Consider the following 18,840-nt stretch of genomic DNA (forward strand, 5'->3'; position numbering starts at 1 on the left):
GTGCTGAGTGGTGAAGTATTCGCGCTGGGCTGACGGCTTGCGGTCATCCTGGCCTCCTGGCCTTCTGCTCGTGCCAGGCAAAGCCGTGGCGCGCAGCATGGAACCACGCAAGAGAGTTGCGTGGAGTAGTGGAAAAGGCGCCGGTAACGTCAACAAAGGACCAGCAGGACGCTGATCTTTCGAGTTTTGCCCGGCAGTCAGACAGGCGCCGAGGACCTGGCTGGTTGCGCAATTGCGGAAGGTTAACACCTGCATCGCTGCGGGACGGGGGCCGCGGGACGGGCTTAGACCCGTGCCGGCTACTCGAAGATCAAGAACATGCCTTTTAGAATAGCAGACCCCGTCCGCGTGGTTTCCCATACGCCCCTGCGGCCAACTAATCTGGCCAGTTATGGAGTCCGCACACTATTTCAGCGCATCGCCCGCCGGGCCGTTCACCCGCAAGCCACTCACGGTGGAACTGGCCGGGGAGACGCGCACGCTGCAGACGTCTTCAGGGATTTTCAGCCCCGACGGCATCGACAAGGGAACAGCTGTCCTGCTGGCCGAGGTGCCGGCTCCTTCGCCCACAGGTAACCTGCTGGACGTCGGCTGCGGTTGGGGGCCCCTGGCGCTCACCATGGGCCTCCGCGCGCCACATGCCCGTGTCTACGCGGTGGACGTCAACGAACGCTGCATCACGCTGACGAACGAAAACGCCGCCCAGCTCGGCCTGGACAACGTGACGGCCGCCATGCCCGACGACGTGGATCCTGATGTGCGCTTTGACACCATCTGGTCAAATCCCCCCATCCGGATTGGCAAGGACGAACTCCATTCCCTGCTGAAGCTGTGGCTGCCCCGCTTGGCGCCAGGCGGTTCCGCCTGGCTGGTGGTGCAGAAGAACCTGGGCTCCGATTCCCTGCAGCGCTGGCTTTCCGCGGAGCTGGATGCTTCATTCACCGTCAGCCGCGAAGCCACCTCCAAGTCCTTTCGGATCCTGCGGGTCAGGAAAGCGTCCCGCTAGCGACAATCACCGCCGGCCCGCTCAGCTCAACATGCTCGTCGCCGCCTGCTCCGGCAAAGAATTTCACGCCGACGACGCCGCCTGGCACCTTAACCTGCCACGCGTCGGGCGCCTCAGCACCTGCCCAATGCCTGATGGCGACGGCAGCGGCGCAGGCACCGGTGCCGCACGACTGGGTTTCGCCTACGCCCCTTTCGTGGACGCGCATGGTCACCATGCCAACCCCATCATGCACCAGGGGTTCGGCGGGGACTACGAACTCAACATTGGTTCCGTTGGCAGGCTCCGGATCCACCTGCGGAGCCATAAAGAGCCGCATCCCCTCAAGCTGGGAAAGTTCCGCCAAAGCAACCACCGTGTGGGGATTGCCCATGCTGACCGAGAGGGCAGGACGCGGTACTTCGAGGCCGTCTGCGCTCACGAGTGAATCCATTGCTTTGGCGCTGGCATCACCGGGGAAGATGAATTTCCAGGGGCCCATGTCCACGGCGTAGTTGTCGCCGGTCCGGACTACCGTCTTGATGCCGCCGCGGGTGCCAATGGTGAGCGCACCGCCGTCTGGCAGGTCAATCAAGCCCTCGGCACGAAGGAAGTGGACAAATACCCGGACTCCGTTGCCGCACATCTCTGACAGCGAACCATCAGCATTGCGGTAGTCCATGAACCACTCCGCTTCCGGGGCATCGGCCAGCAGCTCCCGGCCTTCGGGAAGGAACCGCGATGGCACGGCACGGATCAGGCCGTCGCCGCCTATGCCACGGTGCCTGTCGCACAGGCCCGCCGCCTGTTCGGCCTCGATGGCGTGGACACCCTCAGGATCAGCGATCAGTACAAAGTCGTTGCCGGTGCCGTGTCCCTTGGAGAAGCGGAGTCCGCCCAATGTACGGAATGCCGGTTGGGTGGTCTCTGAAAGGGTTGCGTCCATGATTAAAGGTTACCGGCACAGTGCCGCGGCCTGCGGCACGAGCTGCGGATCCTGCCAATCCAGCCAGGCGATTCGCGGATCGGCGCGGAACCAGGTGAGCTGGCGCCTGGCAAACTGCCGGGTGGCCACGATGGTTTCCTCTGCAGCGTCCGCGACTGTCGTGCCGCCGTCGAGGACCTTCAGGAACTGGGCGTAGCCCAGCGCCCGAGGAGCCGTTCTGCCGTGGCGGAGACCGACCGAATCCAGGTGCCTCACCTCTTCGAGCAGCCCGCTGTCCACCATGCCGTGCACGCGCCGGGCGAGCCGCTCACGAAGCACTTCCCTGTCCACGGCCAGCCCAACCTGGACGGCGGGCTGGAAGTACTCGCGCTGCGGCATGAATGAGCTGAAGGGCCGGCCCGTCAGTTGGTGCACTTCGAGCGCCCTGATGATGCGGCGCGCATCGGACAGACGCCCCGCGGAGACCGGGTCCACTTCACGGAGCCGGGCATGGAGACCCTCGGCGCCCGTCTCCTCGAGCTCTGTCTCCAACAGCCTCCGGAGCTGAGGATCTGTGCCCGGGAATTCGAGGACGTCCAGTACGGCCCGCACATAGAGCCCGGACCCTCCTGCCAGGATGGCGCGCCGGCCCCTGGCGTGGATGTCCGCGATGAGTTCCCTTGCCTGCTGCTGGAAGTCGGAGACGCTTGCTTCCTGGGTCACATCCAGGGTATCGAGGAGGTGATGAGGCACTCCCCTGCGTTCAGGCACCGTTATCTTGGCGGTCCCGATGTCCATGCCGCGGTAGAACTGCATGGCGTCTGCGTTGATGACTTCGCCGTCCAGCTCAAGGGCAAGGTCCACTGCAAGGTCGGACTTGCCCGACCCCGTTGGACCGACGACGGCAATGACCGGTGGTCTGGCCACGGGTCAGTGGCTGCGGACCGGGAGCGCGGGCATGCCCAGCGATACCCCTGTCCGGCCGGCACCGCTGCCGGCGCCCGCCGGTCCCCCAGCCGGCGCGCCGCAGGAATCGGCCTGTGACCTGTCCCAGGCGTCCCCGGCACGGGAGCGCCGCAGGCTGTAGTCCGGCAGTGTCGGATCGGCCACGAGGTGGAAGGCTGCGGCTTCCGTGATGGTGACGGTCACGAGGTCCCCGGGCCGCGGTGCCTGGGCTCCCTCGGGAACGGAGAAGTGAACCAGGCGCTGATCCCGTGAGCGTCCGGACAGGCGGTGGGTTTCTTCGGACTTGCGCCCCGACTGGGCTGTGACCATGACCTCGACTCGGCGTCCCAATTGCTTGGCGTTTTCCTCGGCGGCAATCCTGTCCTGCAGTGCGGTCAGCCGTTCGAAGCGTTCCTGGACAACCGCCTTGGGCAACTGGTCCGGGAGGTCGGCGGCGGGGGTGCCCGGCCTCTTGGAATACTGGAAGGTGAAGGCGGTGGCGAACCGGGATTTTTGCACAACGTCCAGGGTGGCCTGGAAGTCCTCCTCTGACTCGCCGGGGAAGCCCACAATGATATCCGTGGAAATGGCGGCGTGCGGGATCTTTTCCCGGACCTTGTCCAGGATTCCCAGGAACTTGGTGGACCGGTAAGACCGCTTCATGTCCTTGAGGACTTTGTCCGAGCCCGACTGCAGCGGCATATGAAGCTGGGGCATCACGTTAGGGGTCTCGGCCATGGCGTCGATGACATCGTCAGTGAAGGCCGCGGGATGGGGGCTCGTGAATCGCACCCTTTCGAGGCCTTCTATCCCGCCGCACGCGCGCAGCAATTTGGAGAAAGCCTGCCTGTCACCAAACTCCACCCCATACGAGTTCACGTTCTGACCCAGCAGCGTCACTTCGATGGCACCGTCGTCCACCAGGGCCTGGATTTCGGCGAGGATCTCACCGGGCCGGCGGTCCTTTTCCTTGCCGCGCAGCGCAGGAACGATGCAGAACGTGCAGGTGTTGTTGCAGCCAACCGAGATGGACACCCAGCCCGAATAGACCGAGTCCCGCTTGGTGGGCAGGGTGGAGGGAAAGACATCGAGGGATTCGAGGATCTCCAGCTGTGCTTCGTTGTTGTGACGGGCCCTGTCCAGCAGCGCCGGGAGTGCCCCCACGTTGTGCGTGCCAAAGACGGCGTCCACCCACGGCGCCTTCTTGAGGATGGTTTCGCGGTCCTTCTGGGCCAGGCAACCACCCACCGCAATTTGCATGCCCGGGTTGGCGGCTTTGACCGGAGCCAGCATGCCCAGGTTGCCGTACAGCTTGTTGTCCGCATTCTCCCGCACTGCGCAGGTATTGAAGACAACGACGTCCGCGTTCTCACCGTCCGCGGCCACATAGCCGGCAGCCTCCAGCATGCCCGCCATCCGCTCCGAATCGTGCACGTTCATCTGGCAGCCAAAGGTGCGCACCTGATAGGTGCGGGGCCGCTGAACTGTCTGGTCGGCAGAAGGGGCAGTACCGGATGCGGGGGAAGGAATGGTCAAACTCACCTGTTAAGGGTAACGGGTCGGCGGCGAACGCGGATCGGCGGGTTTACACGTCGTGCGGGGCTCCGCGATGAGAATCCAGCACCTCGCCCACGATCCGGAAAGCCTGGGACGGCTGATAACCCTTGCGCGCAAGCATCGAAACCAGGCGGCGGGTGATCTTGTCCCGTTCGGCACCGTCGGAGAGGTCCGTCCCCGGGCGCAGCTTCCGCTCGACCAGCTGGCGGGCAGCCGCTTCTTCATCGGCGTCCGAGAGCTGCTCGAGCGCGGCGGCTGCCGTCTCAGGGTCGATCCCCTTCTCCGCAAGCTCGCGCCGCAGGGAGCCCTTGGCCAGTTTCCGTGACTGCGAACGGCTGCGCACCCACATGTCGGCGAACTCGGCGTCGTCAATGAGGCGGACCTCCTGGAACCTGTCCAGCACGGCTTCGGCCACGTCCTCCGGGATGTTCCGTTCCGCCAGCTTGCGGGACAGCTGGAGCCGGCTCTTCGCCGAATTGGTCAGCTGCCGAAGCACGATGGCCCGGGCAACCGAGGCGGGGTCCGGCTCGGCGTCCTCCGAAACCGAAGAGTCCGGATCAGGTCCATCCTCGTCGAACCCTGGGCGTCCCCGGCCCCGGCGCCTAAACCCTGCTTCGCCCTTAGAAACCGTCAACGGCCTTCAGCTTCGGAGTGTCGCTCGACTCGGCAGCGGCAGGCTTAACCCCCACGCCGAGCTTTTCCTTGATCAGTCGCTCCAGTTCTGCCGCGAGTTCAGGGTTGTCGCGCAGGAACCTGCGTGAGTTCTCCATACCCTGGCCCAACTGGTCGCCGTCATAGGTGAACCACGAGCCCGACTTCTTGATGATGCCGTGTTCGACACCCATGTCGATGATGCCGCCCTCGCGGGAAATCCCCTGGCCGTAGATGATGTCGAACTCGGCGATCTTGAAGGGCGGTGCCATCTTGTTCTTGACGATCTTGGCCTTGGTCCGGTTGCCCACCGAGTCTGCACCTTCCTTGAGGGTCTGTATCCGGCGGACGTCGATGCGGATGGAGGCGTAGAACTTCAGCGCCTTACCACCGGTAGTGGTTTCCGGCGAGCCGAAGAAGACGCCGATCTTCTCGCGGAGCTGGTTGATGAAGATGGCGGTGGTCTTGGTCTGGCTCAAGCGGCCCGTGATCTTACGCAGGGCCTGGCTCATGAGGCGGGCCTGCAGGCCCACGTGGCTGTCACCCATGTCACCTTCGATTTCCGCACGCGGAACCAGGGCAGCCACGGAGTCGATGACAATGACATCAAGGGAACCGGAACCGATCAGCATGTCCATGATTTCCAGCGCCTGCTCGCCGGTGTCCGGCTGCGACACCAGGAGGGCGTCCGTGTCCACCCCCAGCTTGGCGGCGTACTCAGGATCCAGGGCGTGCTCGGCGTCGATAAATGCCGCAATGCCTCCCTGCCGCTGGGCGTTGGCGACAGCATGGAGGGCCACGGTGGTCTTACCTGAGGATTCCGGTCCATAGATCTCCACGACGCGGCCCCGTGGGAGGCCGCCGATCCCGAGGGCTACGTCCAGGGCAATTGATCCGGTGGGTATGACCTCGATGGGGGCGCGTACTTCATCACCCAGCCGCATGACCGAGCCCTTGCCGAACTGCTTGTCAATCTGGGCCAGCGCTGCTTCCAGCGCTTTTGCACGATCCGGGGCTGCCGCCATGGTTCACACCTCTAATGTTTCTCGCTTTGGAGTGGCCTCAGCGGCCGTTATTGGTCATCTCTGACGCTAATGGCACCCTCTGACATTCACGCCGGATGACATCGGCTATGTGGATAAACCACTAGGAAAATCATAGCTTTACCCGAACAGGTATTCGAACAATCGGGCGGCGTGTCAGGACAAAAGGCGTCAGTCGCGATTCGGCTTGAGGTCACGGCCCAGGCGGCGCTCGGAGGGTACGTCCTGTACGTCGCAGACCGCCAGCCACACATTCCGGGGGCTGACTCCGGCGGCCAAGGCCTGGTCCGCAGTGCGTCCGCCGACTCCTGCCAGAACCAGCGTGCTGCTCAAGACCCGGGAATACCCTGCTCCGAATTCGTCATCCATCAGACGCCAATAGTCACTGATTCGCACCAATAGAGTCTCTCATGGTCCCGGACCCTAGAATTGTTGCCATGAGCAACTCCCCTGACGTCCCCGCTGCTACAGGTCCTGCCGGCGATACCGTTGATGCAGCGCTGAAGACCGTGGAGCATCAGATCAGCGTCTTCTGGCGGCGCGCCCGGTCCGTCTCCCACCAACTGTCGCGCCAGGTCCACCCCGACATGGAACCCGCGGCGTATGGCCTGCTGACGGTGATCCGGCGGGAGGGGACTATCAGGCTCACCGACCTCGCGCTGAGCCTCGGCGTCGGCAAGCCGTCTGTGAGCCGGCAGATCGCATTCCTGGAAAGCATCGGGCTGGTGTCCAAGGAAGCCGATCCGCTGGACGGCCGGGCACAGTCGATCCGCCTCACGGAAAAAGGGGAGGAGAAGATGCACCAGGTCCAGGATGCCCGCCGCCAAGTCTTCCGCGAGCGTCTGGGCGAATGGCCGCTCGAGGAGCTGCAGACTCTGGCCCAGTACATGGCCAAGCTCAACGCCATCTACGAACGCGACGGCTTTCCCAAGGACGGACCGGCGCAGGCCGGCACTTCCAAGTAGCAGGCACACGAAAGCCTCCGGCCGGGGCCGGAGGCTTCCTTGTGGTGACTTTTGGGTCGGGCGCTGGCGGCGACGTTAGCGTGCGCCGGAAAGCAGGCCCTTGGAGAGTTCATTGGTGAGTTCTGCACCCAGGTCGCGCTCAAGGTCGCGGCCGTAACGCTGCGAGAATTCCTGGGGAACGGTGTCTGGCACTGCAACGCCCTCGGCGACGGCAACACGGTCGCTGACTTCGCGGAGCATGCTGGACAACGGTACGTCCAAGGCGGAGCAAATGGAGGACAGAAGCTCAGATGACGCTTCCTTCTGGCCCCGCTCGACTTCACTGAGGTACCCCAGGGAAACACGGGCACTGTGCGAGACTTCACGGAGCGTGCGGCCCTGGCGCTGGCGGACATCGCGCAGGACATCACCAATTTCGTGACGAAGTACAACCATCTTGCGCTCCTTCTGTTCGCTCTTGGCCTGATCGGCGAGGCCCACATCCTTCCAGCGGACAACGCCGTTTACGGATACGGGCTGCTTAACCATCTGTATCGCCTTGCTCCCTCATAAGTCCGGTCCGCCGTGGAGCGAACCGTGGTGGTTTATTCATCCTAAGCGCCCCCGCTCTCCGGAAGCGACACAATGTAATAACTAATGGGTACCAGGATTTGTTCCCGGCAACTTTACGCCCGGTAGCCTCAGGCGGACAGGGCGGCAAGCAATCTTTCCAGCGCAGCCCCGCAGGCCTGCCCGCGGATCTCTGCGCGGTTTCCGGTAAATCCGTACTCAAAGGAAGTTGAGCCCTCCGCCGTGGCAATGCCGATGAAGACGGTTCCGACGGCTTTCCCGTCATGCTCCTCGGGGCCGGCCACCCCCGTGGTGGACACCCCGATGTCCGAGTTGAGGATGTTGCGGGCGCCCGCGGCCATGGCAGCAGCAACATCGCCATCCACAGATCCGACGGCGGCCAGCAGTTCGGACGAAACGCCCAGGACGTCCACCTTTGCCGAGTTCTGATAGGCCACTACTCCGCCCTGCAGCATCGCGGAGGCGCCGGCCGTGTCGGCGAGCACAGCCGAAACCATGCCCGCGGTCAGCGATTCGGCCGTGGCGACGGTGACTCCCCCGCCCACGGCACTCTCAACGGCCTGTTCGGCGAGGTGGTGAAGATTTGTCACGTCGGCTCCTTTGTTCCATGGCGTTTACCGCGGGACCGAAGCCGGAGCGCTTCCACGACGTATTCGCCGCCGGTCCAGACCGTGATCAGAACTGCTGCCATCATGACGGCGAAGGCCACCCATACAAGCCACGGGGCCAAGGCAGCGAGCGGCAGCAGATAGAGGAAGATTGCGGCGGTCTGCACTGCCGTCTTGAGCTTGCCTCCACGCGAGGCCGGAATGACACCGTAGCGGATCACGAAGAAACGCAGCGCGGTGATGCCCCATTCCCGGACCAGGATGACGATTGTCACCCACCATGGCAGTTCCCCGAGGACGGAGAGCATCACCAGGGCGGACCCGATCAGGAGCTTGTCCGCGATGGGGTCGGCGATCTTGCCGAAGTCGGTGATGAGGCCGCGGCTTCTGGCGATGTCGCCGTCGAGCTTGTCTGTGTAGATCGCGACGGCGAACGCCAGCACCGCCGCCCAGCGCCAGAGCCCTGACTGGCTGTGCAGCCCGGGGGCATCCACAAGAAGGAACCAGACGAAGAACGGCACCAGGGCAATGCGGAGCATGGTCAGGATATTGGGAAGATTCCAGATCCCCGCACTGCTGGGGCCGGCTGCGGTTGCTTCGGTGCTAGTCACCCTCCTAGGCTACATTCTTTGGGCTAGCGCCCGGTGAGTGACCAGGCGTCTTCGGAACCGTCCTCGTCGTCCCCGTACGAGCCCGACGGCGAATCGGCACCGTCGTAATACTCAACGTTCTGGGCGCGCAGATCCAGATCAGCTGCCACGAGGTCTTCGGCGTAGCCACCCTGGGCAATATTCGCGTTGGCGTTGTCACTCAGCGCGGCCGTTTGGGAGTCTGCCGCGGCCGGTGCGTCCTGGCCCTTCATGGCGGCAAGGACCGCCGCCAGGTCGTCTGGCTTGACCAGGACATCGCGGGCCTTGGACCCTTCGGACGGACCCACCACTCCCCTGGACTCGAGCAGGTCCATAAGGCGTCCAGCCTTGGCGAAACCGACACGCAGTTTGCGCTGGAGCATAGAGGTGGAGCCGAACTGCGTGGTAACCACCAGTTCGGTGGCCTGCAGCAGTACTTCAAGGTCATCGCCGATGTCGTCGTCGATCTGTTTCTTCTGCGCTTCAGGGGCAACATCGTCACGATAGACGGCCTTCAGCTGGCCCTTGACGTGCTCCACCACCTTGTGGATTTCGGATTCAGTGACCCAGGCGCCCTGGACGCGCATGGCCTTCGAGGCGCCCATGGGCAGGAAGAGGGCATCGCCCTGTCCGATGAGTTTCTCGGCACCGGGCTGGTCCAGGACCACCCGGGAGTCGGTGACCGAGGACGTGGCGAAAGCCATCCGCGAAGGCACGTTGGCCTTGATCAGGCCCGTGACAACGTCCACGGACGGACGCTGCGTGGCCAGGACCAGGTGAATGCCGGCGGCACGCGCGAGCTGGGTGATGCGGACGATGGAATCCTCGACGTCGCGGGGGGCCACCATCATGAGGTCCGCGAGCTCATCCACGATCACCAGCAGGTATGGGTAGGGCCGGATGACCCGCTTGGAGTCCACCGGCGGCTGGACCTTCCCCGCGCGGACCGCCTTGTTGAAGTCGTCGATGTGCTTGAAGCCGTAGTTGGCGAGGTCGTCGTAGCGGGCGTCCATCTCGCGGACCACCCATTGGAGCGCCTCGGCAGCCTTCTTGGGGTTGGTGATGATGGGTGTGATGAGGTGCGGAACCCCCTCGTACGCGGTCAGTTCCACGCGTTTGGGGTCCACCATCACCATCCGCACCTCGTCCGGAGTGGCCCGCATCAGGATGGACGTGATCATGGAGTTCACGAAGGACGACTTACCGGCACCGGTGGCGCCCGCCACCAGCAGGTGGGGCATCTTGGCGAGGTTGGCTACGACGTAGCCGCCTTCGACGTCCTTGCCCACGCCCATGACCATGGGGTGGTCCGTCCGCCGGGCGTTCTGGCTCCGGAGCACGTCGCCCAGGGAGACGGTTTCACGGTCGGTGTTGGGGATCTCGATGCCAATGGCCGACTTGCCGGGGATGGGGCTCAGGATCCGGACGTCCGAACTGGCTACGGCGTACGAAATGTTCTTGGACAGGGCGGTGACGCGCTCCACCTTGGTGCCCGGGGACAGTTCGATTTCGTACCGCGTCACGGTAGGACCCCGGCTGAAACCGGTCACCTGCGCTTCGACGTTGAACTGGTTGAGGGTCTCCGTCAGGGACGCCACAATCGCGTCATTGGCTTCTGTGCGCTCCTTGGGGATGGAGCCAGGCGTGAGAACGTCCGACGACGGCAAGGTGTACGTGACATCCCCGGCCAGTGACAGCTGCTCCGTCCGCTGCGGAATAGGAGTGGGCAGCGGTGCGGGGGTGACAGGTCGGGCCGGAACCTGGGGAACGCCTGACGGAGCACCGCTTTGGACGGGGTTGAGCGAGCCCGCGGCAACCATGCCGGGCGTCACGAGCGGGATGGCCTCGGTGGCGTTCTCCCCCGCAGATGCTTTCCCGGCGGTGCCCAGGCCCTGCGCCGCCTTGATCTTCTCGACAGCGATTTCGGCCTGGGTGGGGCGGCGGACACCAGGCGCAAGGCCCGGTTCCTGGCCCCCCTTCACCCCATCGGCTGGTGCGTCGTCGTCGATGACTGCGTGCTCGAAGGCTTCGTCGCCCACATAGCCTTCCAGTCCGGCGTCCTTCTCCTCGTCCTTGCCAAAGAACCGCCGCTTTTTCTTCTTGGGTGCCGCGGCGGCCGGAGTTTCGTAGAGGTAGCTGCGGTCATGGCCGGCGCCGTCCTCGTCTGCTTCCAGGAGGTCGATGCCCATGAGGTGCTCGTATCCCTCGCGCAGGCGGCGGGGAATGGCACCGAACGGCGTGGCAGTGATGATGAGCAGTGAGACAAATGCCAGCAGACCGTAGAGGGCAACTGGAACGGCGGCGTGGATGGCAGCGAGCGGTGATGCGGCCAGGAAGCCGAGCATGCCTCCCGCCTGCCGGAGCCCGTCGAATCCCTGCGCAACAGTCGGCTGGCCGCCCAGGACGTGGGCCAGGCCGCAGCCTGCGAAGGTCATGATGAGGAAGCCGATCCCCACCCGGTTATTGCCACGACCGTCCGCTGGCCGCCTGAAAAGCCGGAAGGCGCAGACAAACAGCATCAGCGGCAGCAGCAGCGACATCCAGCCGAATGTGCCGTTGACCACGCTGTAGACCGTGTCCGGGAACCACCCGGTGAGTCCCCACCAGGCGAAGGTGGCGATGAAAACCCCAAGTCCCAGGTTGAACAGGGCTGCGCCGTCACGGCGTTCTTCGGTGGGCAGGTCGCTGACATCGTGGCCTATCCTGCGGACGCCACCGCCCACCAGATGGCCGATCCCGAGCCAGGCACCGCCCACCACGCGCAGGAGCCAGGGCTGGCGCTGTTCGACGACGGGGAGCCGGCGGGTGCGCGAGGCACCGGCGGAAGTGCCGGTCCGGCCGGTCTTGGATGCTGGGGAACCGGCACCGCGGCCGGCGGAGCTGCCGGATTTACTCCCGGTGCTACGGCCGGTATTGCCGCCAGCATTGCCGCCAGTATTGCCCCTGGGCGCGGAAGTGGTACGAGTGGCCATACTTGCCACCGTACCCGAACCGGGCCGGAATCCTGCGGATTTCCGAGCGGTTCCGGGTCCCCCATGTTGGCCGGCTCATGGCATGGTTGCCTTCCGACAGCAAAGGCCCGGTTCAGTGGAACCGGGCCTTTGCTTATTCGGAAGACTGCCTTTCCGAAAGAATTCCTGTCGCTGTTACGCCTCAAGGACCACCGGAATGATCATGGGCTTGCGGCGGAGCTTCCGGTTGACCCATGTGCCCACCACGCGGCGGACAACCTGCTGGAGCTGGTGCGTGGTGTGGTCCGTGCGGTTGAGCACGGCTTCCTCCAGCGCTGCGTTGATCTTGGGGATGATCTCGTCGAAGACTGAATCGTCTTCGGCGACGCCGCGGGCGTGGATTTCCGGTCCGGAGACCACCTTGCCGGTGGCGCGGTGGATGACCGTGATGATGGAGATAAAGCCCTCATCGCCAAGGGTCTGGCGGTCCTTGAGGTCGGCTTCCGTGACTTCGCCCACGCTGGAGCCGTCCACATAGACGAAACCGACTTCGACCTGGCCTACGATGTCCGCCTGGTGGTCGTGGAGGTCGATGACGGTGCCGTTGTCCGCCAGCAGGATGCTCTCGTCGGGGACGCCTGAGTCCAAGGCGATCTTGCCGTTGGCAATCAGGTGACGCGTCTCGCCGTGTACCGGCATCGCGTTGAGCGGCTCAAGGATGTTGTAGCAGTAAAGCAGCTCACCGGCGGCGGCGTGGCCCGAGACGTGGACCTTGGCGTTGCCCTTGTGGATCACGTCGGCCCCAAGCTTCAGCAGGCCGTTGATGATGCGGAATACCGCGTTCTCATTACCCGGGATGAGGCTCGAGGCGAGGATGACCGTGTCACCGTCGCCCACCACCACACGGTGATCGCCATTGGCCATCCGGGACAGCGCCGCCATGGGTTCGCCCTGCGAACCCGTGGACATCAGCACGACGCGGTTATCCGGCAGGTTGTCGATGTTCTTGATGTCGACAAGGAGGCCATCAGGAACGTCGAGGTAGCCCAACTTTGCGGCAATAGCCATGTTGCGGACCATCGAGCGGCCCACGAAGGCCACCTTGCGGTTGTGCTTTGCCGCGGCATCAAGGACCTGCTGGACGCGGTGAACGTGCGAGGAGAATGAGGCCACGATCAGCCGCTTTGTAGCCTGGCCGAACAGCCGGTCCAGGGTGGGGCCGATTTCCTTCTCGGCGGTCGTGAAGCCCGGGACGTCGGCGTTCGTGGAATCGGACATGAACAGGTCGACGCCTTCTTCACCCAATTTGGCGAAGTGGCGCAGGTCGGTGATGCGCCCGTCCAGGGGCAGCTGGTCCATCTTGAAGTCGCCGGTATGCAGCACGGATCCACCTGCGGTGCGGAGGAACACGGCGAGGGCATCCGGGATGGAGTGGTTGACCGCGACGAACTCGCACTCGAACGGGCCGAACTTCTCCACCTGGCCTTCGGTGACCGTGAGGGTCAGCGGCCTGATCCGGTGTTCCTGCAGCTTCGCCTCGATCAGGGCCAGCGTCAGCTGCGATCCCACGAGGGGGATGTCGCTGCGCAGGCGCAGCAGGTAAGGAACTGCTCCGATGTGGTCTTCGTGGCCATGGGTCAGGACGACGGCGACGATGTCGGCGAGGCGGTTCTCGATGTAGGAGAAATCGGGAAGGATCAGGTCCACGCCGGGCTGGGTTTCCTCCGGAAAGAGGACGCCGCAGTCGACGATGAGCAGCTTGCCGTCGATTTCAAAGACGGTCATGTTGCGGCCGATCTCGCCCAGGCCTCCAAGCGGCACGATGCGCAAGGTGTCCTTGGCGAGTTTCGGGGGCGTGACAAGGCCGGGAAGGGCGGTTTGGGTCATAGTGCACTACTTTCCAGGCGGGTTGCCGGGCAGGTCGTTGCCGATCAGGGAAAACACCTGAATCAGGAAAAGACCAGCCCCGCTTGCGCCAAATCCTCGCGGATGGTTTCGATCTCGGCTTCGTCCGGCTCCACGAGGGGCAAACGGACGACTGAGTTGGGCAGGACTCCCTGCCATTTAAGAATTTGCTTGGCCGCAACGGCACCCTGGACGCGCGTCATCGTTGCACGCACCACGGGTTCAAGTTCGAAGTTTATCTTGCGGGCCGTTCCGAGGTCATTGGCATTGACGGCGTCGATAAGCTCACGGAAACGGCGGGTGGCAACGTGTGTTGTGACACCTACCAGGCCTACGGCGCCCAAAGCCATCCACGGAAGAGTCAGTCCGTCGTCCCCGGAGTAAAAGAGAAGGTCGGTCTCAGCCATGACGCGCGTGGCGGCAGCGAAGTCGGCCTTGGCATCCTTGACGGCCACGATATTGGGGTGCTGCGCAAGACGGATCATGGTCTCGGGCTCTATCGCAATGGAGGAGCGGCCAGGAATGTCGTAGACCATGACGGGCACGTCCGTGGATGAGGCCACGGTCTCGAAGTGGGCGCGGACGCCGGCCTGGCTGGGCTTGTTGTAGTACGGCGTGACGAGCAGGAGGCCATCGACACCGAGCGCAGCTGCCTGCTGGGAGAGATGCACAGAATGTGCAGTGTCGTTGGTCCCGGTGCCGGCGATGATGGCGGCCCGTCCTCCGACGGCCTCCTTCACGGCGCGGAACATTCCGAGGTTTTCCTCATCTGTCAGGGTGGAGGTTTCGCCCGTGGTTCCGGTCACCACCAGGCCGTCGCAGCCGTCGTCCACGAGCTTGCCGGCCAATTCCGCCGCCTGCTGGTAGTCCACTTTGCCGTCCTTGGTGAACGGCGTGACCATCGCGGTCAGGAGGGTACCAAGAGCAGGAACGTTCGCGGAAGTGTCAGCCATGGAAAAAACGTTACCCTGTTGGCGGCTGGTTAGGACAATGCCGGTGGCGTGATGATCGTCAAATAACGGGCTTGCGGTGTCATGAGGGGCCAGATGGCTCACCGGAATTTCCGCAGCGCACTCCGCTGGAGAATGGCCGTCACCAGTTCAGCGCCTGTTCCGGCCGCCCTTTTCATCAGGAGGCCGTCGGGACCCCAGAACCCACTGAGCCCGCATGAGGGGCCCAGCGTGCTCGTTCCGCCAAGATTGGCCAGGACACCGAACATTCTGTTGTCCGTGGCCCGGGCGCCCAGGTGCAGCGCCAGCCGGTGTTCTTCCTGCCGGGTGTAGACGGCCGAGACGGCATAGGCGTCTGCCCCTGCTGCAGCGGCGCCGGCGGAGTGGGCAGGAACCGCGGCATCGAAGCAAATGGCCAGCGCGATTTTCCAGCCGTCAAGCTCAAGGAGGACGGCGCCGTCGCCGGCAGCGAACATTTCCAGTTCCTGGCCGTGGAGATGCGTCTTGAACGCGGCCTGGATGATGCCTTCGGGATGGATGGCCAAGGAAGCCAGGCGGGGTGTGCCATCCGTTTCATGGCAGGCGGCACCTACCACGGCCGTAATTCCTGTGCGGCGGCAGATTTCGCGGATGTCCCCCAGCCGGTGGTCGTCCGGCTCCAGCCAGTTCTCCGGGGTCTTCAGCGACGGCAGGTTATAGCCGGTGAGTGAGAGCTCCGGAAATATCACGAGCCGGGACCCGTGGGATTCGGCGTCCTCGATCAGGCGGACGTGCTCCATGGCATTGGGGACAACCCCGCCGTCGAGGGCCTGGTACTGGACAGCGGAAACAGTCAGGGCATCGCTCACACCTTCATCCTAGGGAACCGCCGTGGTTCCTAGGGAACCGCAGTGGTTCCGCCACTGGCCGAAGTCCTTATGGCGACGGGGCAGGTTTCCCGGCTGTGGGGTCACCAGCAGGCACCGCGGGGCGGCAGTACCTTGCCACTGCCTCCTCCCGCAGCCCCTCTGCCCAGGACGCCAGCCGCTGAGCCGCCCTGACATAGTGGAACAGCTCTATGGGCGTGAGTGCCTCAAGGTCCGTTTCAGCCAGCCTCCGCGCCAGTTCCGCTCCCGGCGGCTGGGCCGAGAGCGTGATGCCCTCTTTTTGCCACTGAACGTCCTCCGGCGACTCACCCGCAACCAATTGGCGGAAGAGATAGTCCACAACTCCGGGGCTCATGGCCTTCATCAACCCTGCAGGCTGTGAGGGACCGCCGTCGTCCTTTGCCACTTGTGCGGGTGCTGCCCTCGACGGCGTGTCCGTTCCCGGCTGCTGCTGAGACCGGACGTTGTGCGCCACAGGACGCCCGGACCCAGGACGCCCGGACCCAGGACGCTCGGACTCAGGACGCTCGGACAGGGGTCGCTGCGATGGAATGCGCTGGGACGGAAGCCGCTGGGAGGGAGTCTGCATGGCGTCAATTGTATTCGAACATATATTCGAATACAAGAGTTCCTCCTGTTCGGCGCCAGCGGATAACCACTTTGACCGCCGGCCAGGAGGTTGGTGTGAGAACATCGGCTCATGACCTCGCGTGCCACGGCAACACCTTCCAGGGCGCCCAGGAGCTCATCTGCCGCGGACCGCTTGCGCGGCATCGACGCGGCCCGCGGGTTGGCGCTTCTTGGCATGATGGCTACGCACCTGCTTCCCACCTTCGAGGCCAATGCGAGCCTCACTCCCACCTGGATCGGCCTCACGTTCTCGGGCCGCGCCGCTGCCCTGTTCGCGGTGCTGGCTGGGATCGGACTGGCACTGTCCACGGGAAAGCAGGTGCCGGCAGCGGGGAGGGCCCTGGGCGCGGCCCGCCGAGGCATCGCGCTCCGCGCGGGGGTGATCGCCGCCGTCGGGCTAACGCTGGGCGGGCTGGAAGTAAACCTGGCCATCATCCTGGTCCATTACGCCGTGCTGTTTCTGTGTGTGCTGCCGTTCCTGGGCCTGAGACCGGGGATCCTGTGCGCCTGGGCCGCCGGCTGGATCCTGGCGTCCCCGGTGTTGGCCTACCTGCTTCGTCCCTGGCTCATGGCGTCCTATCCGCCGCTGAAGCTTGACCACAATCCGTCCTGGGAGGACCTGGCCACGCCCTCCCGGCTTTTGGGCGACGTCTTCTTCACCGGTTACTACCCGGTGTTCCAGTGGATGTCGTATTTGCTGGTGGGCCTGGCCATCGGCCGGCTTGCTTTGACGAAGGCCAGGATTCCGGTCCTGCTGCTGGCCGGCGGCACGGTACTGGCTGTCCTGGCCAAGGCTTTGGGCACGGCAGCGATGGAGAACTGGGGCGGCAGGGCCGCCCTCCAGGAGGTACTGAATGCCCCGGGCTACCCCCTGGACAGCGTGCTGCAGGTCAACCTCGCGGGCGTGCAACAGGAGGGATCGTGGTGGTGGCTGGCGTCAGCGGCACCGCACTCCGGCACTACCCTTGACCTGGCCCACACCTCCGGCGTGGCGGTGGCTGTGGTGGGTGCGTGCCTGTTGCTTGGCAGGCTGGCTGACTGGCTCAACCTTGACTTGCTGCTGCCGCTGCGCGGAGCGGGCGCCATGACGCTGACCTTGTATTCGGCTCATGTGTGGGTGGTGGCGGCGTTCTACCTGAAGCCGCTTCCGGCTGGCTGGACGGAAGACGGGATGTACTTCGCGCATGCGGCCACAGCCATCATTGTGGGCATGGTGTTTGTCCTGCTGAAATGGCGGGGCCCGCTCGAATGGCTGGGACATGCCGCGAACCAACTGGGCCGCCATGAAGGAAACAAACTCCGTTAAGCGCGCCGGACTAGCGGGCCGCAGCCAGCCGGTACCGGCAACTGCCAGCGCTCAGGCCGGAAGCTTCGAACGGAAGAGGCGGACGGCGTCGCGCATGGAGGCGCGGGCGCGCTTGCGGTCCCCGGCGGCGTCGTAGGCGCAGCTGAGCCGGAACCAGGAACGCCAGTCATCAGGCGCCGTCTCAGCCTCGATCCGGTATTTTTCGAATTCCTGGTCCGCCGCCGCGCGGACGATCCGTCCACCGGGAGTGCGCGGCAAATCGTCCACCGGCAATCCTCCCTCCGCTTCAAGGACCCTGGCCATCTGCTCAGTGCGCGCCCCGAACATCAGCTCCCGGATCATGGCCCACGCGCCGATGATGGGCAGTACCAGGTACGCGGCGCCAATAGCTTTAGCCGTCAGGTTAGTGTCCAGGAGCAGCAGAACGGACCGTTGGAAGGACACCAGCAGGTAGAAGACCAGGAGGAGCGTCACTGCGCCCACCCAGATCTTGGTGCGGTTCTTCTGGAACGCCGCGATGAAGCCCACGGCTCAGAACCCCAGGTCCAGGTAGCCGTCCAGGCCCACCGTGAGTCCCGGGTGCGCGGCGACGTTGCGGAGGCCCAGCAGCACGCCGGGCATGAAGGAGGCCCGGTCAAACGAATCGTGCCGGAACGTCAGTTGTTCCCCGGGCCCGCCGAGGAGCACCTCCTGGTGGGCCACCAGGCCACGGAGCCTGACGCTGTGCACGCGGATTCCGTCCACGTCGCATCCCCGTGCGCCGGCACGTTCGCTGGTTGTGGCGTCGGGGCTGGGCGGGACACCGGCCCCTGCACGCTCGGAGGCGATGAGCTGGGCAGTGCGGACGGCCGTGCCGGAAGGTGCGTCCACCTTGTCGGGGTGGTGCAGTTCGATGATTTCCACGGACTCGAAGTACTTTGAGGCCTTGGCGGCAAGCGCTGACGCCAGCACTGAACCGAGGGCAAAGTTGGGGGCGATCAGCACGCCGGTCTCGGGCCGGGCGGCCAGCAGCGATTCCAGGGCCGAGAGCCGTGAGGCATCCCAACCGGTGGTTCCCACCACCGCGTGCATGCCGTGCTCGACGGCGAACCGGACGTTGGCCTCGGTGCTTTCGGGAACCGTCAGGTCCACCACATACCTGGCCCCGGACGAAGCTAACTGGTCCAGCGAGTCAGTGCGTCCCAGTGCCGCTACGAGCTTCATGTCGGCGGCGGCTTCAACGGCCTTTATGGCCTCTGCGCCCATGCGTCCGTTGGCGCCCAGGACGGCGACTGCTAGTTGTTCGGTCATGGCCTTAACCCTACCGTCGGGCCGGGGGCGGGACTGAACCGGGCGCTATGCGTTACCTCGCATA

The 18,840-nt window shown here is 64.6% G+C and carries 19 protein-coding genes; 3 read left to right on the forward strand and 16 right to left on the reverse strand.

The features are described 5' to 3' along the window. Window positions 1-391 precede the first annotated feature (391 nt). Entirely contained in the window at window positions 392-1,006 is a 615-nt protein-coding gene (locus tag J7E83_RS00225) for a class I SAM-dependent methyltransferase (RefSeq protein ID WP_214958421.1), read from the forward strand. Here the strand turns inward: J7E83_RS00225 and dapF are convergent. From dapF to J7E83_RS00255, 6 genes are all read right to left on the reverse strand, one after another. Further along, window positions 987-1,931, reverse strand: a complete 945-nt coding sequence (dapF, locus tag J7E83_RS00230; RefSeq protein ID WP_214958422.1) for a diaminopimelate epimerase — start codon at window positions 1,929-1,931, stop codon at window positions 987-989. The two genes, J7E83_RS00225 and dapF, sit on opposite strands and share 20 nt — an antisense overlap. A gap of 9 nt (window positions 1,932-1,940) precedes the next feature. Next, entirely contained in the window at window positions 1,941-2,837 is an 897-nt protein-coding gene (gene miaA / locus J7E83_RS00235) for a tRNA (adenosine(37)-N6)-dimethylallyltransferase MiaA (protein ID WP_214958423.1), read from the reverse strand. 3 nt (window positions 2,838-2,840) lie between these two features. Continuing rightward, window positions 2,841-4,397 carry a tRNA (N6-isopentenyl adenosine(37)-C2)-methylthiotransferase MiaB gene (gene miaB, locus J7E83_RS00240; RefSeq protein WP_214958424.1) on the reverse strand — a complete coding sequence of 519 codons (1,557 nt, stop codon included), beginning with the start codon at window positions 4,395-4,397 and terminating at the stop codon, window positions 2,841-2,843. A gap of 43 nt (window positions 4,398-4,440) precedes the next feature. Next, on the reverse strand, window positions 4,441-4,911 hold the full coding sequence (locus J7E83_RS00245) for a regulatory protein RecX (protein WP_311379563.1): 471 nt from the start codon (window positions 4,909-4,911) through the stop codon (window positions 4,441-4,443). Window positions 4,912-5,032: 121 nt separating this feature from the next. Beyond that, window positions 5,033-6,088: a recombinase RecA gene (recA, locus tag J7E83_RS00250; RefSeq protein ID WP_214958426.1), complete on the reverse strand. Its 1,056-nt coding sequence runs from the start codon at window positions 6,086-6,088 to the stop codon at window positions 5,033-5,035. Between the two features lie 189 nt (window positions 6,089-6,277). Next, the gene (locus tag J7E83_RS00255; RefSeq protein WP_214958427.1) at window positions 6,278-6,502 is read right to left on the reverse strand and encodes a DUF3046 domain-containing protein; all 225 of its coding nucleotides are present in this window, start codon (window positions 6,500-6,502) and stop codon (window positions 6,278-6,280) included. 41 nt (window positions 6,503-6,543) lie between these two features. Here J7E83_RS00255 and J7E83_RS00260 point away from each other — a divergent pair, with 41 nt between their 5' ends. Continuing rightward, window positions 6,544-7,071: a MarR family winged helix-turn-helix transcriptional regulator gene (locus J7E83_RS00260; RefSeq protein ID WP_214958428.1), complete on the forward strand. Its 528-nt coding sequence runs from the start codon at window positions 6,544-6,546 to the stop codon at window positions 7,069-7,071. A 75-nt stretch (window positions 7,072-7,146) separates the two neighbouring features. Here the strand turns inward: J7E83_RS00260 and J7E83_RS00265 are convergent, their stop codons facing one another. From J7E83_RS00265 to J7E83_RS20980, 8 genes are all read right to left on the reverse strand, one after another. After that, entirely contained in the window at window positions 7,147-7,599 is a 453-nt protein-coding gene (locus J7E83_RS00265; RefSeq protein ID WP_214958429.1) for a helix-turn-helix domain-containing protein, read from the reverse strand. 152 nt (window positions 7,600-7,751) lie between these two features. Beyond that, the gene (locus J7E83_RS00270; protein ID WP_214958430.1) at window positions 7,752-8,231 is read right to left on the reverse strand and encodes a CinA family protein; all 480 of its coding nucleotides are present in this window, start codon (window positions 8,229-8,231) and stop codon (window positions 7,752-7,754) included. Further along, window positions 8,228-8,860: a CDP-diacylglycerol--glycerol-3-phosphate 3-phosphatidyltransferase gene (pgsA, locus tag J7E83_RS00275; RefSeq protein ID WP_214958431.1), complete on the reverse strand. Its 633-nt coding sequence runs from the start codon at window positions 8,858-8,860 to the stop codon at window positions 8,228-8,230. Before pgsA ends, J7E83_RS00270 begins: the two co-directional genes overlap by 4 nt. A gap of 23 nt (window positions 8,861-8,883) precedes the next feature. Continuing rightward, complete coding sequence (locus J7E83_RS00280) at window positions 8,884-11,850, reverse strand: DNA translocase FtsK (protein ID WP_214958432.1); 2,967 nt, start codon at window positions 11,848-11,850, stop codon at window positions 8,884-8,886. Window positions 11,851-12,024: 174 nt separating this feature from the next. Further along, window positions 12,025-13,716, reverse strand: coding sequence for a ribonuclease J (locus tag J7E83_RS00285; protein ID WP_214958433.1), 1,692 nt, complete (start codon window positions 13,714-13,716; stop codon window positions 12,025-12,027). 62 nt (window positions 13,717-13,778) lie between these two features. Beyond that, on the reverse strand, window positions 13,779-14,687 hold the full coding sequence (dapA, locus tag J7E83_RS00290) for a 4-hydroxy-tetrahydrodipicolinate synthase (protein ID WP_214958434.1): 909 nt from the start codon (window positions 14,685-14,687) through the stop codon (window positions 13,779-13,781). Window positions 14,688-14,785: 98 nt separating this feature from the next. Further along, the gene (locus J7E83_RS00295) at window positions 14,786-15,532 is read right to left on the reverse strand and encodes a carbon-nitrogen hydrolase family protein (protein ID WP_214958435.1); all 747 of its coding nucleotides are present in this window, start codon (window positions 15,530-15,532) and stop codon (window positions 14,786-14,788) included. Between the two features lie 67 nt (window positions 15,533-15,599). Beyond that, window positions 15,600-16,139 carry a hypothetical protein gene (locus tag J7E83_RS20980; protein WP_251043258.1) on the reverse strand — a complete coding sequence of 180 codons (540 nt, stop codon included), beginning with the start codon at window positions 16,137-16,139 and terminating at the stop codon, window positions 15,600-15,602. Window positions 16,140-16,250: 111 nt separating this feature from the next. On the opposite strand from J7E83_RS20980, the gene J7E83_RS00305 reads away from it, so the two are divergent. Beyond that, window positions 16,251-17,486, forward strand: coding sequence for a heparan-alpha-glucosaminide N-acetyltransferase domain-containing protein (locus J7E83_RS00305; protein ID WP_214958436.1), 1,236 nt, complete (start codon window positions 16,251-16,253; stop codon window positions 17,484-17,486). A gap of 51 nt (window positions 17,487-17,537) precedes the next feature. On the opposite strand, the gene J7E83_RS00310 is transcribed toward J7E83_RS00305, so the two are convergent. Both J7E83_RS00310 and dapB read right to left on the reverse strand, forming a co-directional pair. Further along, window positions 17,538-18,014, reverse strand: coding sequence for a hypothetical protein (locus tag J7E83_RS00310; protein ID WP_214958437.1), 477 nt, complete (start codon window positions 18,012-18,014; stop codon window positions 17,538-17,540). A gap of 3 nt (window positions 18,015-18,017) precedes the next feature. Further along, window positions 18,018-18,776 (reverse strand): 4-hydroxy-tetrahydrodipicolinate reductase, encoded by a 759-nt coding sequence (gene dapB / locus J7E83_RS00315; protein WP_214958438.1) that lies wholly within the window; start codon window positions 18,774-18,776, stop codon window positions 18,018-18,020. Between the last annotated feature and the right edge of the window lie 64 nt (window positions 18,777-18,840).

Source organism: Arthrobacter sp. ISL-48 (assembly GCF_018613805.1).
Classification (GTDB): domain Bacteria; phylum Actinomycetota; class Actinomycetes; order Actinomycetales; family Micrococcaceae; genus Arthrobacter.